Origin of the sequence: Photobacterium sp. GJ3 (assembly GCF_018199995.1) — a bacterium.
Lineage (GTDB): Bacteria > Pseudomonadota > Gammaproteobacteria > Enterobacterales > Vibrionaceae > Photobacterium.
Map to the genome: position 1 here is coordinate 1,184,863 of NZ_CP073579.1, position 21,426 is coordinate 1,206,288.

General features: G+C 48.4%; 5 protein-coding genes. 1 reads left to right on the forward strand and 4 read right to left on the reverse strand.

What is annotated here, in order from left to right; genetic code table 11:
• Nucleotides 1-10 precede the first annotated feature (10 nt).
• From KDD30_RS22175 to KDD30_RS22185, 3 genes are all read right to left on the reverse strand, one after another.
• Nucleotides 11-13,111: a type I polyketide synthase gene (locus tag KDD30_RS22175; protein ID WP_211650750.1), complete on the reverse strand. Its 13,101-nt coding sequence runs from the start codon at nucleotides 13,109-13,111 to the stop codon at nucleotides 11-13.
• Between the two features lie 53 nt (nucleotides 13,112-13,164).
• On the reverse strand, nucleotides 13,165-16,800 hold the full coding sequence (locus KDD30_RS22180) for a type I polyketide synthase (RefSeq protein ID WP_211650751.1): 3,636 nt from the start codon (nucleotides 16,798-16,800) through the stop codon (nucleotides 13,165-13,167).
• Nucleotides 16,801-18,239: 1,439 nt separating this feature from the next.
• Nucleotides 18,240-19,481 (reverse strand): MFS transporter, encoded by a 1,242-nt coding sequence (locus KDD30_RS22185; RefSeq protein WP_211650752.1) that lies wholly within the window; start codon nucleotides 19,479-19,481, stop codon nucleotides 18,240-18,242.
• 114 nt (nucleotides 19,482-19,595) lie between these two features.
• Between KDD30_RS22185 and KDD30_RS22190 the strand changes: the two genes are divergently transcribed.
• Nucleotides 19,596-20,489, forward strand: coding sequence for a LysR family transcriptional regulator (locus KDD30_RS22190; RefSeq protein ID WP_211650753.1), 894 nt, complete (start codon nucleotides 19,596-19,598; stop codon nucleotides 20,487-20,489).
• Between the two features lie 16 nt (nucleotides 20,490-20,505).
• Here the strand turns inward: KDD30_RS22190 and KDD30_RS22195 are convergent, their stop codons facing one another.
• Nucleotides 20,506-21,171 carry a hypothetical protein gene (locus tag KDD30_RS22195; protein ID WP_211650754.1) on the reverse strand — a complete coding sequence of 222 codons (666 nt, stop codon included), beginning with the start codon at nucleotides 21,169-21,171 and terminating at the stop codon, nucleotides 20,506-20,508.
• Nucleotides 21,172-21,426 lie beyond the last annotated feature (255 nt).

A 21,426-nucleotide genomic window follows, 5' to 3' on the forward strand; every position in this document is an offset into this window, starting at 1 on the left:
TTCAACCGACTTAATCAATAACCAATGTATCGAGCTTGGATAACGCATCCTCTACAGACAGTTCATCGTTACCCAGTTCGGTCAGAAGGCGAATCAATTGAGAATCTTCTGCGGCGAACTCTGGTGAAGTGGCCTCTCCCGCGCGACTTTCTGCTGCAATAAATTCAAGGACTCTGGCTTGCGTAAAAGAACCATCCTGCTCAAAATTACCGCCAGGCCAGTATTCTCTTCCGTTAAATGGGTAGCCGGGCAACACTATTTTTTCAGGTACACCCGCAGAATAAAGTTTGTGCCAGTCAACGGTGGCGCCCTCCAGCCATAGGGTAGCAACCTCGAGAAGGTGCCTTTCTCCCAAATGCATCATGGCATCCTGATTCACCTTTGCCCCCTTAACCATCACGTCACTGTTTTGGCCGTTGACATAAGCAGTGAGTGCTTTCTCCAACTGATCTGCAGAAGAAACGATCACTGCAATCCTCTCCAGCATCGGCTGACGGTTCACTTGTAGGGTATAAGCCAAGCTATCCAACCAAAATTCCCGCGCATTATCCTTTGCAGAGTGAACATAATTAGCAATGCTTTTCGCCTGTTGCTTCAACTGCATTTGGCTTCTGGCCGACAGGACAATTAAATGCCGAGACCGCGCTTGATATCTGCTTCTTGATTTTGCCTCATACTGCTCCAATACAAGGTGCGCATTACTACCATTGAATCCGAATGCGCTGACTGCCGCTCTTCTGGGGAAGCCGGATTTAGGTTCCCAATCCCTTAACTCTTGATTAACCGAAAATGGACTGTCTGCGAAGTCAATAAGCTCACTTGCATCGTTGTAATGTATCGAGGGAGGAAGCTGACGGTGCTCCATTGCCAATAAGACTTTGACGAAACTGGCCATGCCTGCAGCAATGGCTGCATGCCCGATATTGCTTTTTACCGAGCCGATTAAGCAGTTTCCCGGAGGAACATCAGCAAAGGCCGAACTCAGCGCCTCAACTTCCAGAGAATCGCCAAATCGGGTACCCGCACCATGGGTCTCCACATATCCGATTGTGGCTGGGTTAATATTGTGTCTGGCATAGACAGAGGACAGCAAGTCGGCCTGAGCTTTAGCGTTCGGCGCCGTTATGCCGTTTGAACGGCCATTCTGATTTAATCCACTGCCCTTGATCACGGCAATAATTCTGTCACCGTCCGCAATCGCCTGCGACTTTCGCTTCAGTACGACGGCACCAACACCCTCACTGGGTACAAAACCATCCGCACTCTTGTCGAACGGACGGCATTTCCCCTGCTTTGACAGTAGCCCTGCAGCGTCACACTTTTCATAAAACTCACCAGTATGGGTAAGAAATACGCCTCCGGCGATCGACATGTCGCATTGGCCGTTCAGAATACTTTGACAGGCAAGATGAATAGCCGCCAACGAAGAGGCACAAGCCACGTCTATTGCCAAACAGGGACCTGAGAGGTTCAGGTGGTAAGCGATACGAGACGGCGCGACCGATGTCTCGTTCCCCCAGAAAGAGGCGGCTGACATCGATTCTGTTTCGACTTTCAGGAGATCGTCATAATCACCGCCCGTTATCCCTACGAACACGCCGCAGGAAAGCGCCTCTTCAGCTGTCTTGGCATATCCGGCCTGCTCCAGTGCCAGATAAGACTGTTGCAGGAACAGTCTTTGCTGTGGGTCAGTCTGCACTGCATCCTGTGGAGAAAGATTGAAAAAGTCAGCATCGAAAATCGCAGCATTATCAATCAATCCGCCATATCTGACATCGGGAGCAGCAAGAGAGCCCTGACGCCAACGTTTGATCGTACTAACTGAATCAACACCCTCCGCCAGATTTTCCCAAAACTGCTCAGCATCCTGAGCTCCGGGAAACTGGCAAGCGACGCCTATCACCGCGACATCATCGTTGCCTGATGCCTCTGAAACACTGGCAGTATCGCTAGACTCAGTCATAAGTTGAGCTGGGACAGGTTGACATCGGACGACCACCTTGCCAATGTTTTCCCTATTTTCAAGATAGTGATATGCCTGTTGAATCTGTTCGAATTCAAACACCCGGCTAATGGTTGGGCTGATCCTGTTCTCCTTCAGATATTGCGACATTTCATTCAGATATCCGGGGATTGAAGCTGAATTCCTAAGCAACATTTTCCGAAGATCGATGCTATGAAATGACTGGTTATCATTCATCTTCGACAAATCAATCGATGTTGCCCCTTTAAGGCCAGTCATGGCGATTTCGACATACCGGCCACCATATGCCAGGCAGTCGATACCCTTCTGAATGGCATCTCCTGCCAAAGTGTTTATGACGATGTCGACCCCTTTCCCAGCAGTCATCTCCATCACCTGTTCGGCAAAATCTGTTTCACGGTAGTGAATCACCCGTGAAACTCCCATTTCTTTGAGATAGTCTAATTTTGCGACCGAGCCAGCAGTGGCAAATACCTCCAGACCTGCCTGTAACGCGAGCTGTACGGCAATTAAACCGGTACCTCCTGTCGCCGTTTGAATAAGGATTTTCTCTCCTGGATTCATCATCACGGATTTGAATATGTGATGCATGGTTAAAAACACCACAGGAAAAGCACAGGCGTCCTCGAACGGCACTTCTTCCGGTTTAGGGACCACAAGCGAAGCCGGGCAGTTAACGAAGTGCGCGTGTCCACCTAATTCACTTCCAGTTAACGCGATAACCGCATCGCCAATTGTTACATTGGATACATTTTTGCCGATCTTACGGACTACTCCCGCGACTTCGAAGCCTGGTGTGAAAGGATAATCCGGCATCGTAGGATACAAGCCCCTAACACACAGCAGATCGCCAAAATTCAATGAAAATGCTCTGACTTCTATCTGTACCTCTTGTGGCCCTGGGTCGCCGATGGACAGCGTTGCTAGTGAAATACTATCGATATTCCCCGGTCGGGCGATCAGAACCCTACTGTTTCCATTCACCGGCAGAAACTTCTCCCCCTGTATTGTTTCAACATCAGCCCGTACCGATGCGTTTTGGGGGATGGCGGAAGCAATTGCGGCTGCCTGAGCTGCAGACTGAGGGAGCGTCATTGGCCTAGATGTTGCTGGTAGCTTGATTGGTGTCGTTTCCTCTATGCTTCGCAGGTGGGCAGCCAGTCTACGAATGTCGGGATAATCAAATATTGCGGTGGTTTTTAGGGTGACTCCAAACTCATCATTGACCCGGTTCACCAGCTCGACACCAGTGATTGAATCAACACCATAGTCCGCGAACCCTTTATCTTCCGATACATCTTGTACCGACATCTCCATCGCAGTAGAGACCAGCTCTTTCAGCTTCTGAACTATTTCCTGAGAATCTACCGCCGAGAACGCCTTTTCCCCTGCGGTTGCCTCATCAGACGGAGCGAATGCCACAATTTTCTCGGACACCAGAAAATTCGCCAGTCCGCGGATATTGGGGTAATCAAAAATGACTGTGGTCTTCAGGTTGATACCAAAGGCATCATTGATCTGATTGACCAATTCAACTCCGGTAATTGAATCAACGCCGTAGTCCGCAAAACCCTTGTCATCGGAGAGGTCACTTTGATTCAACTCCAGCACAGAGGCAGTAACCTGTTTCAATCGAGCAAGTACATCGCTCGTGTCAGCTCCGGCGTTGGCCGTTGTAGTACGACCACCAGTTGTAAGTGCTGCGTCCTGGATTGTTGGCCGATCACTGATTGCAATACTCTCGTTTTCAGCAATGATGACGTTTTGGCCAAGATCTTCGCCACTGGAGAATGATTGCTGCAAGACGACAGAGTCTTTGAAGCCCGCTAACTCAAGTTGAGTTTGCCATCCGGAACAACTCAATAATGGTGAACCAGGTATCCTCACCTGTTTGTCATCAAACACCCACCAGCCCGGCAAAAGACCGAAAGTTAGAGTATATGGACTTTGTGCTGCGGTGAGTTCATTAAGTATCAGCCAACCGTCACTCTTCAGTAATGACTTGATATGGCCAAGTGAACGGCCGATATAAGGAGTGGCATGTATCACATTGGTCGCTAAAACCAAGTCTATCGTTCCGGGTTCTATGCCCTGCCCGTCCACCGCTTGATCGACATTAAACAGAGAAAACTCAACAAAGGGATACTGTTCCCCGAAAGACTGACGGCCATGTTTGGTAAACGCCAACGATATATCGGTATAGAGATACTGAATAGACTCTCTAAAGGGCGAAATGGCCTCCAGGACTGGTCTGCTTGTACCACCGGTGCCGGCACCAATTTCCATAATTCTTATTTTTTGCCGATTGTCCTGACTCTCTAACCTGGCCTTCAAATACCGAACGATGGATGCGGCAACCAGACTATTGCAGTGATCAGCCTGACGATTCCCGTTATAAATTCCCTCGACCAAGTGGAGAGATGCATTGGGGAACATGACATCACTAGCCGTTACCTTACCGGATAAAATACTCGGGTATTGTGAAAGGCAATGTTTGAGCAATTTAACGTGCGGGGCCAAGTCTGAATAACGCATCAGAAGCTTATCCAGATCGGTGACATCAACCTTCCGAAGGCGACTGTCGGCCACTGAAGCAGAAGTGATGAAACCTCCAGCGTTCTTTTCAAGGTAACCGCCCCGAACAAGTATCTTCAGTAATTCACCGAATAACTGTTCATGTTCAGGTTCAAGTTCCAGCTTCTGTGTTAACTCGACCATTGACCATGCCTCTTCAACCGTCTGGAATACCCCCAGCGACTGAAAAATGCCCAATAATACCGGAGGTAAGGCAGACGCCAGGGCTTTATCCTGCTCGGTCTGACGTTTCAGAAACAACGTATCTGCCTTGTATGTCAATAAATCCGGTGACAGTGAACGCAGCAGCGACTGCCCCTTCGAAATAATATTTGGCTCCCGAACGGAGGCATTGGTTACTTCGCCCAAGCCAGTCACTAACGGGCTTAGGAATTTCTCGGTCGCATGAATAGCCACAATCTGACTGTGCTCACTAGCCAATACTCTGGATATGGCCCGAATTCCATCTGGTGTACTGATGGAGAGAATTCCCTGAGCAGCTAATCGATCACGGTATGCCTGGGTGGACACGATTCCCACTTCACCCCAGTATCCCCAGTTGATGACTTTGACGGGATAAGATTCCAAATCGTTCAGGTAGTCGCTATATGCGTCTTTAAAGGCACACCCAGCCGCATAATTACTCTGCCCGGCATTGCCCCAGAATGACTGGGCGGAAGAAAAGACAAGCATAAAGTCCAACTGATGCGCGGCCAGTGTGTGATGAAGGATCCCCAACCCTTTCACCTTGGGATCCAGAGCTGAAATGAACTGTTCTTCGTCCATACTGAGCACAGAGCTATCCTGCAAAACGATAGCCGAGTGCACTGCACCATCGATATTCCCAAAACGACCTGTCGCTTTTGCCACAGCAGCTTTCATACTGTGTTCATCACATGCATCAGCCTGTAGATACAGGACCTCAGCACCCAACTTTTCCAACGCCGTAACCGCTTCCTGTTTCGCTCCTGATAAGGAAGAGCGCCCTATCAGTATCAGTCGTGCGGAAAAATGTTGCGCCAAATATCGGCTAAAGGCCAGCCCGATACCGCCGAGTCCTCCCAGGATCAGGTACACCCCTTTGTGCTTGTAGTGGGGCATCTCACTGGTGTCATCAGGGAGTGGTGATGGAATCAAGTGTTGCTCGAGCTTAGTCCCCTGGCGGATCGCAACAAGTTTTCCTGAGTATGCCTTGTCTTGTTTGACCAAGCGTGCAATGTCTTCTACATCGCTCCCCTCAAAATCTGCGTCGATGATGCTGAGCTGCCATCTTGGAAATTCTCGACTTAGACTACGAGCAAATCCGTGGCAACTCGCGCCATAGGGGCTCACACTGGATTCTTCCGTGACTTTCATTGAATTGCCGGTAATCACTTTGAGAGAAAGTGGCATCTGCGAGTGATGCCGTCCCAAATGCCCAGCGATCCGATACAGCATGCGAACACCGAAGCGCTGGCTCAGTTCAATTTTCTCTACTTCATTCAAGGTCTCTTTCGGACAGTTCCAACACCCGCCCAGAAAATAGATTATCTCGGGGTTATCAATTTCGCTGAACAGCCGTTTCAAAGCCACTGGATCGTCGACACCCAGTAACCAGACCTTTTCATCTAAATGACTCGACTGATCTGACAGTTGAATCCTAAATATATTATCGTCTTGATGCTGCCGGGCTATCGATTCCGCGAGGTCTGCAGCATTCTCCGGATAGATAAGCCATACATTTTGGGTCGGGGCAGCCAGATTCCCGCTGTCAGTCGCTTCCGACTGCAGTTCTGCCGGCCTCCATTGCGGGGCATAGAAAAAATTAGACAACTTGTCTTTGGATTTTCGTAAACAAATATCAGAAATTCGCACACACAATTGACCCTCTTCGTCAAGCAGGGAGGCACTGTACTGGCCGCTGCCTTCTTCACGAACATAGCCGATACAGCTTGAATTCAGGGGTTTGAACTGCTCAATACTGCCTATAGAAAATGGCAGCAATGGACCTGTCTGTTGCTCCTGTATACCTGCAATCATCTGGAGAGCACCATCCAGCAAGGATGGCGACAATTGATAATCCAGGGAATGGCCTTGTGCATTTGCAGGCACCGCTAATACGGCCAGGGCTTCTTTATCAGAAGAAATAAGGCTTTCAACCGTGGTAAATAACGGTCCGTATTCCACTCCGTTTGAAACAAACTGCTGATATAAAAGACTTGGTTCCGTAACGTTCGACAGTCTCCCACGAATTTCTTCGATATCAACAGGGGGAGTGTCAGGCACATTGAGGATATTCGTCTGAAGCTTGCCCTGGCTATGCAATACCTTTTCCGCGCCCTCGTAAGCGTATAACTGGAAACTTCCTTCACTGCCGCTGAAGTCCAGCGCGATATGCACGGCAGCGTTATCGTCATTAACAACCAGAGGGCGTAACCATATCATCTGGGAAATATGGTACACCGATGCCATCTCCATCTTAGTTAATGCTTCAGCAACCATCTCGACCTGTGCGGTCCCCGCCAGCATGAACTCACCTCCGACACGGTGATCCCGAATGAAAGGTAAATCCACTGACAAATACTTATCAAACACGATCCCATGATCCATACTTTGAGTTGGATTCATGCTGTCCAGCAATGGGTATCGAACTTGTCTGACGTTTTCTGCTTGTGGTTGTGACTGGCTAATCCAATAATGATCACGAGCGAACGGATAGAGCGGCAGAGAGGTTTTCGCATATTGCTTGCCCTGATGCAGAACACGCCATTCAACAGGCTCACCTTTGATCCATTTCTGTGCGATTTCCCACAAGACTGTTTCTTGAGAGGAGCGATTGTGCTTGAATAGCGGTGTTGTGCTCTCTCCGATTTTTCCCGCCAAATAGTTCCCGTTATCCTGCAGTGTTCGATTCAGATAGCCGTTAAGTCCGGTCAACAATTGATCCACGCTTTCTGCCACAACTGCCAGGCGGCAATCTAACTCAGGGCGTCCAGTCTGAAGGTTATACGCCAGTTGTGCGAACTTTTGCGGAGACGCGAATGCACCTGCGCTGGCTGTAATAAAGTCACAAATATTCCTGACGTATTCATCAAGCTGAGCCTCCCTTAACGCAGAGAAGACAAATAATTGTGTCGTTGGCAGAAATACCTGGGTTTCGAGCTGAATATCAGCCTTCGGGATATATTCTTCGATGATCAAATGGGCATTGGCTCCACCGGCACCAAACGAGCTGATGGCAGCTCTTCTCGGGTAGGATGAATCAGAAGAGTACTTGCCATTTTGAATCTGTTCGGCAGTATGCCAAGGCCCTAGAACCTGCTGGGGTTTAAATCGGGTTTTCTGCCAGTCAATATTGTTATTCAGTTCTGTAGAGTGGAGAGAAGGAACTATTTTTTTGTGCTTCAGTTGCAACAGCACTTTTGTTAGCGCCGCCATACCGGCAGCAGACTCCAAATGACCAATGTTGGATTTCACCGACCCAATTGGCACAGGTTTTTCTTGTTGATGCGCTTCGCCCTGAGCTTCTCGGGAAAATGCTCTATCCAGCCCATTCATTTCGATTGGATCACCCAGAGCCGTTCCTGTTCCGTGAGCTTCCACATAACTGATGGACGGTGCCGGTACACCCGCCTTGTCCAATGCTGCAGAAATCAGTTGTCCCTGTGCGACGGGATTCGGCACTGTAAATCCATTGGTCTTACCGCCATGATTGACTGCACTGCCTTTAATCACAGCGTGTATCTGATCCCGGTCTTCAATCGCTTTTCTGAGGGGCTTTAACAACACCGCACCGACACCTTCACCCGGTACATAACCGTCACCTCCGGTGCCGAAACTCCGGCAGCGGCCATCACTGGATATGAATCGGTCTTTGGTCAGTAACTGATATTTCCAGGGATGAAGGGAGAGATTTACACCTCCGGCCAGAGCGATGTCGCAATCCCCCATAGCAATACTATTACAGGCAAGATGAATGGCACTGAGCGAGGACGAACACATACTATCCAGCGTCATGCTGGGACCACTAAAGTTATAGTGATATGAAACTCGATTGGCAATAGCGGCAAAAAAAGCTCCGCCACGCTGGGCTTTTTCATTCTCGAACAACTGATAGTGACTGTACATCGCACCGACGTACACCCCGACCACTTGGTCATTCAGACTTTGTTTTGTGTAACCGCTGTCCTGCAGGGTATGCTCTGCTATCTGCAGAAATAACCGCTCCTGAGGGTCTATATAACGGGCTTCCTTGGGCGAAATATTGAAGAAAAGCGGATCAAAACAATCCACATCATCAATAAATCCTCCCCACTTACAAATACTACGCTGTTGTTGCTCGCTGGGATTTTCATAATCCCGCCAGTCCCAGCGCTGCCGGGGGATTTCGATGATGGAATCCCGGCCATTACACAAATTATCCCAAAACTGATCTAAATTCTCAGCATCCGGATAGCGGCCACTCACACCGATAATAGCGATGTCAGTCAGGTCAGATATATCTGGGGACACTCCAGCTTCGTCGAAATTTTCGCTTATCCGAGATACGTCTTGATTGACTTCGAGATGACTGATGTCTTCCTGGCTAGAGTAAGTTCCCAAGAGCTTTGCCAGTGCATGTTCATGTTTTTTCGTGACATACTCCGCCAATTCCTGCAAGGAACGGTACTCAAAAAACAACGTCTTTGACATCGGTCCAAGATCAGACTCTAGCTGTCGGTTCAAGTCCGTTATCATGATCGAATCGATGCCGTATTCGTCAAAACTGGCATTAACCCTGATGCTATCCAAAGGCAGCTTGGTCACATCGGCAAGCTGTTTCTTTAGGTATTCCAGAGCGGCACTTCTTAAGGTTTGGCTGGACTTCATCGATTCACTTTCCTTGTTTGTGGCAAAGCTGCTATCAGCGGATTCATCTAAGCTATCAGGTAGCTGGGCGTTGACTAATGACCCGTGATCCAAGCTTTTGTAAAAAGCCTTGTGCAGCTTGTTTTCGCTGGCATTGAATAACAAATAGTGCCCGGGCTCATGGGTGAACAGACCACCAAAAGCAGCGAGTCCTTGAGGTGTTGTCAGAGGTGTCATTCCCAACCAATCATCAAGATAAGCGAGAACATTGGTGGCCACTTGCATCCCACCTTCTGCCCACAACGGCCAGCCTATTGAATAGGTTTTGCCCTGACGCTGATCTTTTTGTCTTAGCCGTTCCCGATAAGTGCAGAAATGATCAATAAAATTATTTGCATAGGCGTAATCTGTTTGCCCTGTATTCCCGAGCACGCCAACAAAAGAGGAAAAGCAGATAAAAAATGCCAGCGGATCTTGCTGTGTATGAAAGTCCAGCCACTGTGTGCCGGCGATTTTAGGGGCGAGTACCTGTTTCGAATCCTCTCGGGATTTGTTGATAAGAAAAGCATCCCGATTCAATCCTGCAGCATGAACCACGCCTTCAATATCACCATATTTCTGTCGAACCATCTGCAAAGTATCGCGAACAGAATCACGGTCTGAAATATCGCAACAATAATATGCGACTCTGATGCCTTGTTTTAGTCGTTCGTCAAGCAGCCGGCTTTTATCCCCTGTTAAAGGAGAACGCCCAAGCAAGACAACCGTTCCTTTAGAACGACCTGAAAAATACTTCAGGAAGATCTGTCCTAAGCCGCCCAGCCCACCGGTCAGGAGGATGACACCGGTGGTAGAAAGCAAACTGCGATCTGATGTAGCCTCATCGCCAATGGATAGAAATGGATGGTTGTCATCGGTCGTACCACTGACAGCATGCAAGAAGCTTACTTCTCTCTGAGCTTGACGATACCTGACTTCAAACTCCCACGGTTCCCTGCCTCCGAGTTCAGTTGACAACCATTGAGCGATTCTGCCAGCTCCCACTTCATCCGGGGCAGCAACAGCAACCGTTTTCAACAACTGTCCTGGATTTTCATTGTACAAAGCGCGGCCAAATCCGCTGAGGGAGGAAAAATAGCACGACGCCAAAGATGGACTGTGCTCATACAACAATAACGTCTTGCAGGTATTTTCTGCAGGATGGGCCAGTCGGCTCTTAAACCACAACATGACCGGATAAAAGCTTTGTTCCAATCTGGAAGCGATTGCTTCTTCCCTCAATTCTTCACTGGCAGAGTTTGGTGAAGATGACGTTATTGACGGGCTGAATATAGTCAGGTCAGGCAATAGGCTTGTGTCTCTCAGCTCATCAACCAACCGGAAAACATGAGACGCATTGCTCATATCAAGTGTAAAACGATCTTCACTAACCCGGGCATACTCGTCTCCTGGAACCACCACCACATGGCGCTTCACTCTGCTGGCCAACTCTGCAACAGCATCAAGGAAAGGCTTAGCCGTTGACGGCTCCATAAACGTTAGCAATACCTGACTGCCAAGTTCCTCTCCATTTATTCCTTCCCCATTTAAGGGGACCTCTCTTTGGCCATGCCACCGTACCTGATGGAAGCAAGATGAGCCTGCTAAAGGCTGCTGCTCCTTGGGCATTTCCTTCGGGTTTTCTCTCAGGCATACGGTAAGGCGATTGAGGCTAACCAGAATCCGTCCTTGCCTGTCAGTCATGTCAACATCAAACCGCTTCAATCTGGCATTGCCAGTGTCTTCCGGTATGAGCCTTATATTCACCAGGCATTCAGCTGCAAGCGGTTGAAAAAGTGCAATTTCTTCTATCAGGTATGGGAGGTATTGCTCGTTTGTATGCTGACCTTCAATCAGAAGACAAGCTTGCAAAGCACCATCAATTAACGCAGGAGGAAGACCCATTGAGGGGTTGATGCTGAACTGCAAGTCCTCAGGCAAAGTAAGCAGAGCAAAGCCCTCCTCGTCTCCAAGTCTTAAATGATCGATGGGACGAAGCTTTTCACCATAAGAAAAGCCTTTCCGTTGTAGCCTTTGGTAGCAATCACGGGAAGAAAGGAGGTGCGGGCAGCGCTTGCGGATTGCATCCAGATCAAGGACTTCAAGGTCTCGATTGGGAGACTTGTGGAACTCTATCCTTCCCTCAGCAAATCGGTCTTCCCCATTGGAGAATACGAAATCCAGTGGATTGGGTAAGTCACCGCTAATGTTTAAGTGGAGTATCTGCTGATCGTTATCCGCGACATAAGGTTCAAGCCACCTGACTCCACGAAGGGATATCTCGCCAACACCAGACATGATCATTGCCTGTTGAGCAATGATGCTCATGTACGCCGCTGCCGGAAGCACTTTCGTGCCCGATACGACATGATCCTTCAGGTAATATTCGGCTCCACTAAATTTCAGTTCATATTGCCTTGTTCGATCTTTAGCTGTGCCAATAAACTGAAGCGGCCAATGTCTGGCAGATGAAGTTTCTGAATCGATTCTATATGTAGGGCCTTCGGACTGAGGACCACCGCCCTGGTCTGCCGTAAACCAATAAGATGATTGATCGAATTGATACTTGGGAATATCTACAAATATCCCACGACCACTCATCAGGGCCCGCCAATTAACATCGACACCAGAATGATAGAACTCCGCTACCAAGCTATACAATTGCCAGCTCTCAACATCATCCGGTTGCGACGAGTTGTGGCCTGCAAAGGTATTAAAAGAGCGTAGCTCATGCAAACGCAGGGGAACGCCCAAAGAAAGACAATGCGTATAAGTCGACGCCGACCAATTCCTTTTTGAATTGCTCCGTGTCAGCCATTGCTCTGATGAGCTCGCAAGATTCACCCAAAATACCTGCTCTTGAGGAGAGTCGGCAGTATTCAACTCGATCTGATGTTTATGAAACGAAACCTGATGCAATACCTCTAAATAAGAACAGTTCTCCGATAGCAGCTCGTTGTGATCAAGCATTTCGCCTAACTCGCAGACCAAGTCTAGTGTATCCTCCAGACCGATAACCCCGGCAGCATTAGCCGCTGCGAACCAACCTAAACCTTCCGCCTGAATGCCTTGAGGAATAATTCCCAGTTTCTTGAACAGAGCAAATTGTGCTATCTGGACACTGCACCAGGCCGGGAATCGATATGAGTAATCTGACATCAACGACTGATTGTCGCCCCATAGCGCCTGCGTTAATGGAACCTCAAACCAATCTTTAAGGTATTGCGCACATCGGTCCAGAGACCGCTTGAACTCCGGGTGGTTGTCGTATAGATTTTTTCCCGGAAACGGTATTGAACGGGATGTCGGGACCGATTCAAAAAAGCATTGGAGTTGTATGATTGAATCCCGGAAATCAACCGAATCAGTTGACCTCAGTTTTGAAATCAGCTCTTCACGAGAAGATCCATGAAAACAACGGCGATATTCAAAATCAGCCCTGTTGACAGCTGCACTAAAGCAAATATCCGCGAGGTCCATAGACCTGCTCTCTTTTCCGGTGAGGACTACCTGATATTCCTGTATCAACCGATTTAAACTTTTAGGTGTCTTGGCTGACAGTTTGAGGAGATAGCCTCCCGCTGGTCGACTGATCCTATCGTAGTTCTTTCGTTTGGCTCTAGGCGCTTCCTCTACGATCACGTGTACGTTAGTACCGCTAAACCCAAACGAACTGATACCTGCCATCAACTTCTTTTCCTCCCAGAGACAAGCATCTTTACCCAATATACTCAGCCCGGTCAGAGGCGAAATCTGTTCATTTCGGGTGTGATAGTGGATCTGGGGGGGAGCTCCCGATGCTGCATGGCCATGACGACTTTGATTAATCCAGCGAGTCCGGCAACAGCTTCTGTATGACCTATATTGGCTTTAACCGAGCCAATCAACATATCTTTGGTTCGCCGGGTGCCATTGGTCTCTCCGTATACATCGTTCAACGCCTCGATTTCGATGGGATCGCCCAGTCTCGTGCCGGTCCCATGCATTTCCACATAGGAAACCTGATGGGGCTCTACCTCGGCAGCGGTCAAAGCAGATTGAATAACTTGTCTTTGGGCAAGGCCATTGGGTGAGGTCAACCCGTTACTTCTACCATCCTGATTAACGGCACTACCGCGAATCACCGCCAGAATATTATCCCCATCCTTTTGGGCCCGGGATAACCTTTTCAGTACAATAACGGCGCAACCTTCGCTACGTACATAACCATCAGCTTTATGATCGAAGACTTTACAGCGACCGTCTTTGGCCAGCATTCCAGCACCGGCAAAAGCGTTGGTCAGTTCAGGGGACAATATAAGATTGACGCCGCTGACCAATGCTACTTCACACTCATCATTTTTAAGGCTTTGGCAGGCTAAATGGACTGCTGTCATGGATGAAGAGCATGCTGTATCCACCGATAGTGTCGGTCCCATAAAACCAAATGTATAAGCAATCCGCCCTGCAGCTGTTGAAGAGGAATTCCCGGTCGCGTAATAAATCCCACCTCCGGGGTTTCCTGAATAGCGGTTTTGCAACAGCTCATAGTCGTGAGTGAAAATGCCTGTAAATACTCCAATGGGGCGTTTTTTAAGATTTTCAGGAACGATGCCCGCATCTTCCAATGCCAGCCATGTCTGTTCCAGTAGCAAGCGTTGCTGAGGATCTAGGTACTCTGCCTCCCGTGGAGTCACCTGAAAGAAAGCACCATCAAACAGATCAACCTGATCCAGGAAACCGCCATGACGATTTGTCAGTGTATTATTTGATATATATCGTCTTGCAACCCCGTCAGGAGCATAACCAATGGCATCCCCTCCTTCTGACAGAAGTTGCCATAGCCGTTGAGGGCTATCGACTTGCCCGGGAAAGCGGCAGGACATCCCAATGATTGCGACAGGCTCAGCTTCAGAATCTACCTTTTTTTTGACCGAGCTTTCGGAGGGTGAAGCAGATCTGGCAAGGTTTTCTACGATTTCGTCTACGGAACCATGCTTGAAAAAAAATGTCGGAGGTATGTTGCTTCCGATCACTTTGTTGATACGGTTTCTTAGCTGCATCAGAGCCATGGAGTCAATCCCCATATCTTTTAACGGTCTGGAATGACTATAGCCAGTGCCTGTCTGATTACCCGTTAGCGCCAATACCTGAGACTTGATCGATTCAGCTAAAGCTTCAGCATCCAGATTCACGACTTCTTTAGCATGCTGAGGGGTGTCTTTTCTGCCCAACGCCAGTAAGTCGTATTCAATGAGGACCCCGATTCCCAAATTCTGCTTATCTTCAGGTCTGAACCCTTTCACGATTCCACGAACTTGCGCGCCGTGTCCCCGGTGAAAAGTGACCAGTGGATCAACACTATCGCCCTCAGACATGACATAGCGTTCCATTTGTGTTTCGTTACTGCCGGTAAATTCGGTACACCGGGTAACAGCACACACTTTGTCAATCCTGTCATCGGACATGGAAATTAGCAGTGCTCCAGAGAGAAGTGTGTCGCCAATCCCCATTTCCCGATATTGGGGGAGCACATTTAGCGCGATCAATTGAGTTGTCGGTGCCCCGTCGCGATGAATCCTATAGGCATTGATGTAGTCTCCCTGATAAACATCATCCGGAGACTCAATTCTTTGTGAGTACACAACTCCCGCGATTTTGTTATCAATTGTTAGCAGCCAATTGCCTTCCCTGCAGTAGGAAAGCCTCTGCAACAGATCGTGTCGCGTAACCTGTAAGTGATCAGCCCAACACAGTTGTTCCAGTTGATACAGTTCATCCAAGTCTTCCAGTGTGGCCCGGCGAACTGCGTAAGGCGCATTGTGGAAATGACAAACGGCCTGAGAGGTTATACGGCTGTCTTCCGGATAACCCCGCCAAATCTCTCTGTCACAAAACATTTGTTGCTGCGCAGCAGTAACAAGAAGATCCCAAGCCGATAATGAATGTTGACGCTCAAGTGCATCAATCGTATTCACTCGACTTAAAACAGACTGCAGCTTGGCGTGTTGTAGCGAATCACTGTCGAGAGTTTGTTTGGCTGAAAAGGATGCTACACAAATAACACCATGACGCCCCCCGACAGCTTTCCATTGTTCCACCCGTCTCTTGTAGTCAAAACAAACACGGCTATAACCAGGAAAGTGATCGATGAACAGGACCTCGTCTTCCTGATATAGATCTCTTGATTCAAGTGCCTGCTTTATGCTTAATAAGTTGTCTCCTGATGCCTTCAGCAGGAGGTGATCAATCCCCTGCTGCGTTAGCAAAGCGCCAGCTCTCTCAAGCTCTTCCGGATTATTGTTAACACCAATCAGCAGCGGCAGATTTCCAGATTCTGAACTGTTTTCTTCAAGGACACTTGCAACCCAGGCTAATAATGAGCCGTTGCCACAAAGACAATCAACAATGACTCGCGGGCCCGGAGCTTCTCCGTCTTTTTGGGTTGCTTTGAGTGCTTCGCCCAGTGCATTTAGTGCATGCTCTGTATTGAAGTGCGGATTCTGTATGTTCTCGGGAAAAATCGGTAGCTGATTCGAGGGATTGGCCTGCCCGCTATCATTTTTCAGAAGTTTGTCGATGAAAAGGTATCGGTGAGCAAGCTCAATTTCCTCCTCTCCTGCGGAAATATGTTGATATAGAGCTATACCGGATTCGGTCATTATCAGGTTGTTCTCATCCAGTTTTGCCCACCCCAAGCTGAGAATCAGCCTTTCCAAGAGAGCTTTGTATTCAGACTGAATCGGTCCGATAGATATGTGGTGTATGTGATTATCTGAAACCTGCACCCATTTCCGGCCGATATAACAGAACAGAGGAAGCAACAGCGCTGCATGACTATAGCCACCATTTTCTACTGACTTGTTCTCAAGCTCTGTCAAAACTTGCGAAGCAAATGAAAACACGACATCACGGTCATCAGACTTTCTCTGGTCAGATGAAAGTACGGCATCAAAGTCGATGCGGTAAAGCGTTATCCAATCCTCAAGTTCGGTGACTCTCTCAGGGTTGAGGCGAAGGATAAGATTGTTATTGTCATCGGTTTCAATAAGTCCCAGAGTTTTCAGATAGTCGATCAGTTGATCCAAGCGGAGAAGGTCAAGGCCCAGCTCAGTGGCAAGCATGGTCGTCGTATATTTAGCTGAAGATAAAAGGTATTCAATAACCCGCAGACGAAAAAGGGCACTCACAACGGGGACAACACCATACCCAACTACATATTCAGACATCTTGTGTTTCATACTTATCATCTCCATCCCTGAATGTCTAAAACCGCCATCTGGCTGTCCGCCCGAGACGAGAACCGCCATGATCTGGGCATCCGTTAAACCTCGGTCGAACGCTGACAGAACATACGCTCGATTAACTTCCCGTGCATGATCCAAGCCTTTTTGCACGATGTGACTCAATTAACTTTCGTAACTTTTCATCAAGATGTTATTCAGTCTGTTACGCTCAATGACAGCTGCCAGATAAGCCAAACGATTGCCACTCACACCGCCACAGCAAACTTGATGAACCGCTGTAAAATCGAACCATCTATTGAATAGACATTTCCTGCGCTGCTTTATTAGATGAATATTTGGGTACTTAGTAACTGATAAACCACTTTTTAATAAAGCATTTTGTGCGATAACGTGCTAACGTAAAATAATACAACCCATGATTCGTGATGATGCCAGAAATTAATTGACTCCCGCAGAACAATGATTCTAGCGATAGGTATTTATTGCTCTGGCTCAACCTCCCGATGAGTGCATCTATTACATGGAACCCGACACTAACAGAGTCACGACCCTTAATAAACCATACAATTCAATATGTTAATATTTACTCTTGAGTTCAATAATTCCACACCTCGACACATAGAGGCACTGACTGTGGTGTTTTAAATCTGAATTCCGGACTGAATTTTAGACTTTTTTCTTCGCCATTCTGTCACCGAATCTATCAATAACTGAATTCACAGTAACTATGCTTAAGAAGTCTGATTCACTATGCCATTGCACTAACCTTCGAAGTTATCATTTTCAATTATTTGGTGATTTTTTCGAGTCACATCTCATATAAAACACCCACAATACATTAAATTTCAAAATGAGTTGCATTCATGCAGTTATATTAACGTCAGCTGAACAACATATTTTTATACAAGCTTGGCTCCTTCAAGAGGCAAACGGATATCAAAACTGCTCTGTATTATCGATTTACCGCAATATTGCCACTTGCTCCTGGCCAGTAGCACAGGCGCGTTGCTATAGACACCGATGTTTGATGCCTACAACGAAGCAGTGGCAATCGATTAAAATTTTAGGTGCATGCCTGATTCCATCGACTAGCCGTGAGTACACTGCACAAGATTCCAAGATACCCAAAGTAATAGAGAGCAATGAAACTAGCTGTGGATCATGAGAAAACAGAAGTGATTGAGGAAGAGAAGCTCAGCATGATATCCCGGCCTATGAAGTATGGACATTCAATACAAAACAATCGCTGATGGATTATAAAGTGATTAATTTATAAAAAGCCCAGATAGGGAGTTCCAATGAACCATAACGCTGATTCCCTCAAGAAAGGCTTTTTAAATTAGGGGAAACATTTAAAATTGGCATGCTTTGAAGATTGCTGTAAATATCAGTATCCCCAGTTCTTTCATTTCAGGGATAACAACCTGAGCTGCTGTTCCTGATAATGCTCCAATTGGCATTCTAACGACTCTCACTGCAGAGCATTAAGTATGACTCAAATCTTGCCGTGTAAGACTTTAGGCTCAGACTTAAACCATCCCTGATGAGGATGGGGGACAGACCCACTGAATGGAAGATATCCCCATAAATCACCACCCCCGCCTCAAAGAAACCACAACCTGAGCCAACCCCACCAAGGCAGCCGATATCAGAAACGTCACCCCAAAGGCGGTAGCCGGTTGATTCTGAGTTGCCGGAAACAGCGTCGATGTGAAAAAGTAGAACCATCCCATCACCGAAGCGCCAGCCATCAGGCCGAGATTCCGAGAAAAATGAAGCCATGCCGATGTCACCCCTTTTTGCCCTTCCTGAACATCTGTCATCACGGCGGTATTATTGGCCGCCTGAAACATAGCATAGCCCGCGGTCACCAGAATGAGAGCAAAGAGATAGACAGGTACAGAAGTCCAGAATGCGCTGGCAGAAATCAGGACGCAACCCAAGAGCATGACCCAAAGGCTGACACGGACCACAACGCCTGACCCCAAATGATCCGTGAGCTTTCCGGCAGGCGCGCCAGTCAGGGCAGAAACAATCGGTCCGACCGACAAAATAGAGCCAATTTGCGCTGGTGAAAGCTGCAGGCCATCCGTGAAATAAAAGGGGCTCACAACCATGGTTGACATAATAATGGCCGAAACGCAGACATTCGCGGTCAGACTGCCTGCCAACACCGGATTTTCAGTAATCTGTGCCAGAAACCGTCCTGACTTCGCCGATTTAAGGGGCACAGGCGGATTGTCTGGCAACTGCCGGGCCAGTAACAACAACGCAAACAGACCAAAGGGGACGCTGACATAGAACAGCGCATGCCAGTCATAATGCGAGATCAAATAGCCGCCCAAGACCGGGCCGAGTGCCGTCCCGATTGCAGAGGTTGTGCCTAAAACCCCCATCGCTGTCCCGGTTTTGGTCGCAGGAATGAAGTCTCCGACAAAGGTCATCGCCAGGCTGATAAATATCGCGGCCCCAATCCCCTGGACCAAACGCGCCGCAATTAGCTGTGTCAGGCTTTCCGACACAATACAGGCAATGATCCCACAGAAAAAGATGCCGATACCAAAAAGAAACAGTCGCTTCCGGCCATAGCGATCACCCCATATACCCGCCATTGGCATCAGGCATGTCATCGCCAGCAGATAAACCACAACCAGCCACTGCACCTCAGACATAGACACTGAAAAAATACGGGCCAGCCTGGGCAATGCTACATTGACGATACTGATATTGAACGAAGAAAGCAGCACAGCAACGGCTAACCCCAGTAGTGAGAACCAGTTTGTCATCGACAGCTTCTCTGCCTTTTCTGCCTGTGAAATTTCCGCTTTCATGAAGCACACTCCAATTTGAGACCCGAGATAAAAGTCATCTTAAAATCCGGCCTTGTTTTGCGGAAGACGCATCATTTACACTGATTGAATGCATGAAACGCCATAGGTAGACAAATGAAAGTACTCGACTTGAATCTGATTCCGGCCCTGAATGTCCTGTTAGAAGAACGGAACGTTGCCCGCGCAGCGAAACGGATGAATTTGAGTCAGTCTGCCATGAGCAGAACGCTGGCACGATTGCGCGTCACCATGGACGATCCGGTATTAGTCCGGGCCGGACGGCATCTGGTCCCTTCTCCCAGAGCGCTAGAAATTCAGGCGCAGGTCAGCCAGCTGACCATGGACGCCAGAGCTATTCTGACCCCTGCTGTCCCCGTCAACATTGCCAGTCTGGAGCGAACGTTTACACTGTTCGCCAGTGATGGATTTGTGGAAAGCCTGGGTGGGGCGCTGGTGAAACGCATGACAGAAGAAGCACCGCGGAGCCGTGTTCGTTTTATCAGCCAGTCTTCACCACAAGGCGCAGGTCTGCGGGATGGCAGCGTCGATATTGAAATCGGAAAACTGAGGGAAACCACCCATCCGGAACTCAAAGTACGTCGATTATTTGAAGATCACTTCATCGGTGTGGTGTCCGCTCAACACCCGCTCAGCCAACATCTGGTGTCCGCTGAGCAATACTTTAGCGCCGACCATATTGGTATCACCAGAGTTGAGGAAGGCAAAAGCCACCTCGAAACCCTGCTGAGCGAATCCGGACAACGGCTCAATATCCGTGCCTCCGTCGGCAGTTACACCAGTGCTGTCACCTTAGCCAGCGCCACCGCCTTAGTTGCCACTGTCCCCGCCAAACACACACAAAGTTTCCGGCAGGGGATGCATTGTTTTCCACTGCCTTTCACCGTGCCGCCGATACCCATCTCCATGCTCTGGCATCCCAGAATGAATGCCGATCAGGCCCACGGCTGGCTGAGAAAAACAATCGTCGACATCAGTCGTGAACTCTGAATCGGAGCACCATCAATCACCACACTGCCCACACCTCATTCAGATCAAAGCGGTATTTGTACGCCATCACCACGTTGTGACCCTGAAAGTCGTGATTTTTTTCGCTGAGTATCGGGCTGAAGTTATAGAGCTGGAACTGATGCGGCCCCTTGTTGGCTTCCAGATATACATTGATGGCCATGCCAAAGCCGCCGAAGTTCACATCACGGGTTTCACCCCGCTGTTCTGCAATATGCGTGATTTGATAATGACCTTTCAGATCCAGATAGCCTGCCCCAAAACCGAGACCAGCTTTGGCATTCCAGTCAGCGCCGGCATCCCGGTGCCAGTGGTAGAACAACACAGGCACCGCTGTCATGGCATAACCTGTCACCGACGTGCCGAGATCGACTTTTTCCCGGCTGTTCTGCAGTTCCTGCTGGCCCGCCTTGAAAAATGACCAATCGAGCTGAAACTGCACGCCAAAGTTTGAGTCTTCCGCAAAATAATACGGCGATGAGACCAGAGAAGCCGTTGGGAGTATATGGAAACCACTGGTCATCACAGCGACATTTTTATCCCCGTGTTCCGGGTCCTGAATTTCAATATTCGTGAAGGTACTTTGTAATCCAACGGCCAGTTCAACTGCCTGGCTGGCAGCAGGAAAAGCAAAGGACAAAATCGGTAAAAGAACGCGATACATCAGCAAACTGGGTCTGTCAGCAGAGAAAAACGAATCCTAACAGTGGCTTAGATTTTGAGCAACGAGAATCATCCGACGCCAGATGTTTGAGCTCAAAGCGATGCCCCCATCGAAACAGCACCCGCCTGATACGCTGGGGAAAACGGCCATTTTCTTTGATCAACCCGATGCTTTCCGCATATGAAGACTTTTATTTGTATACAGAACTGCATATCGCTTTAAGATGATGCCACCGATTCACCGAAAGTGAATGCA

Coding starts and splice junctions, on each gene's coding strand:
- KDD30_RS22175 (WP_211650750.1), bottom strand. CDS start 13,111: ATGGCAGGTATCAGTTCGTTTGGGTTTAGCGGTACTAACGTACACGTG.
- KDD30_RS22185 (WP_211650752.1), bottom strand. CDS start 19,481: ATGAAAGCGGAAATTTCACAGGCAGAAAAGGCAGAGAAGCTGTCGATG.
- KDD30_RS22190 (WP_211650753.1), top strand. CDS start 19,596: ATGAAAGTACTCGACTTGAATCTGATTCCGGCCCTGAATGTCCTGTTA.
- KDD30_RS22195 (WP_211650754.1), bottom strand. CDS start 21,171: ATGTATCGCGTTCTTTTACCGATTTTGTCCTTTGCTTTTCCTGCTGCC.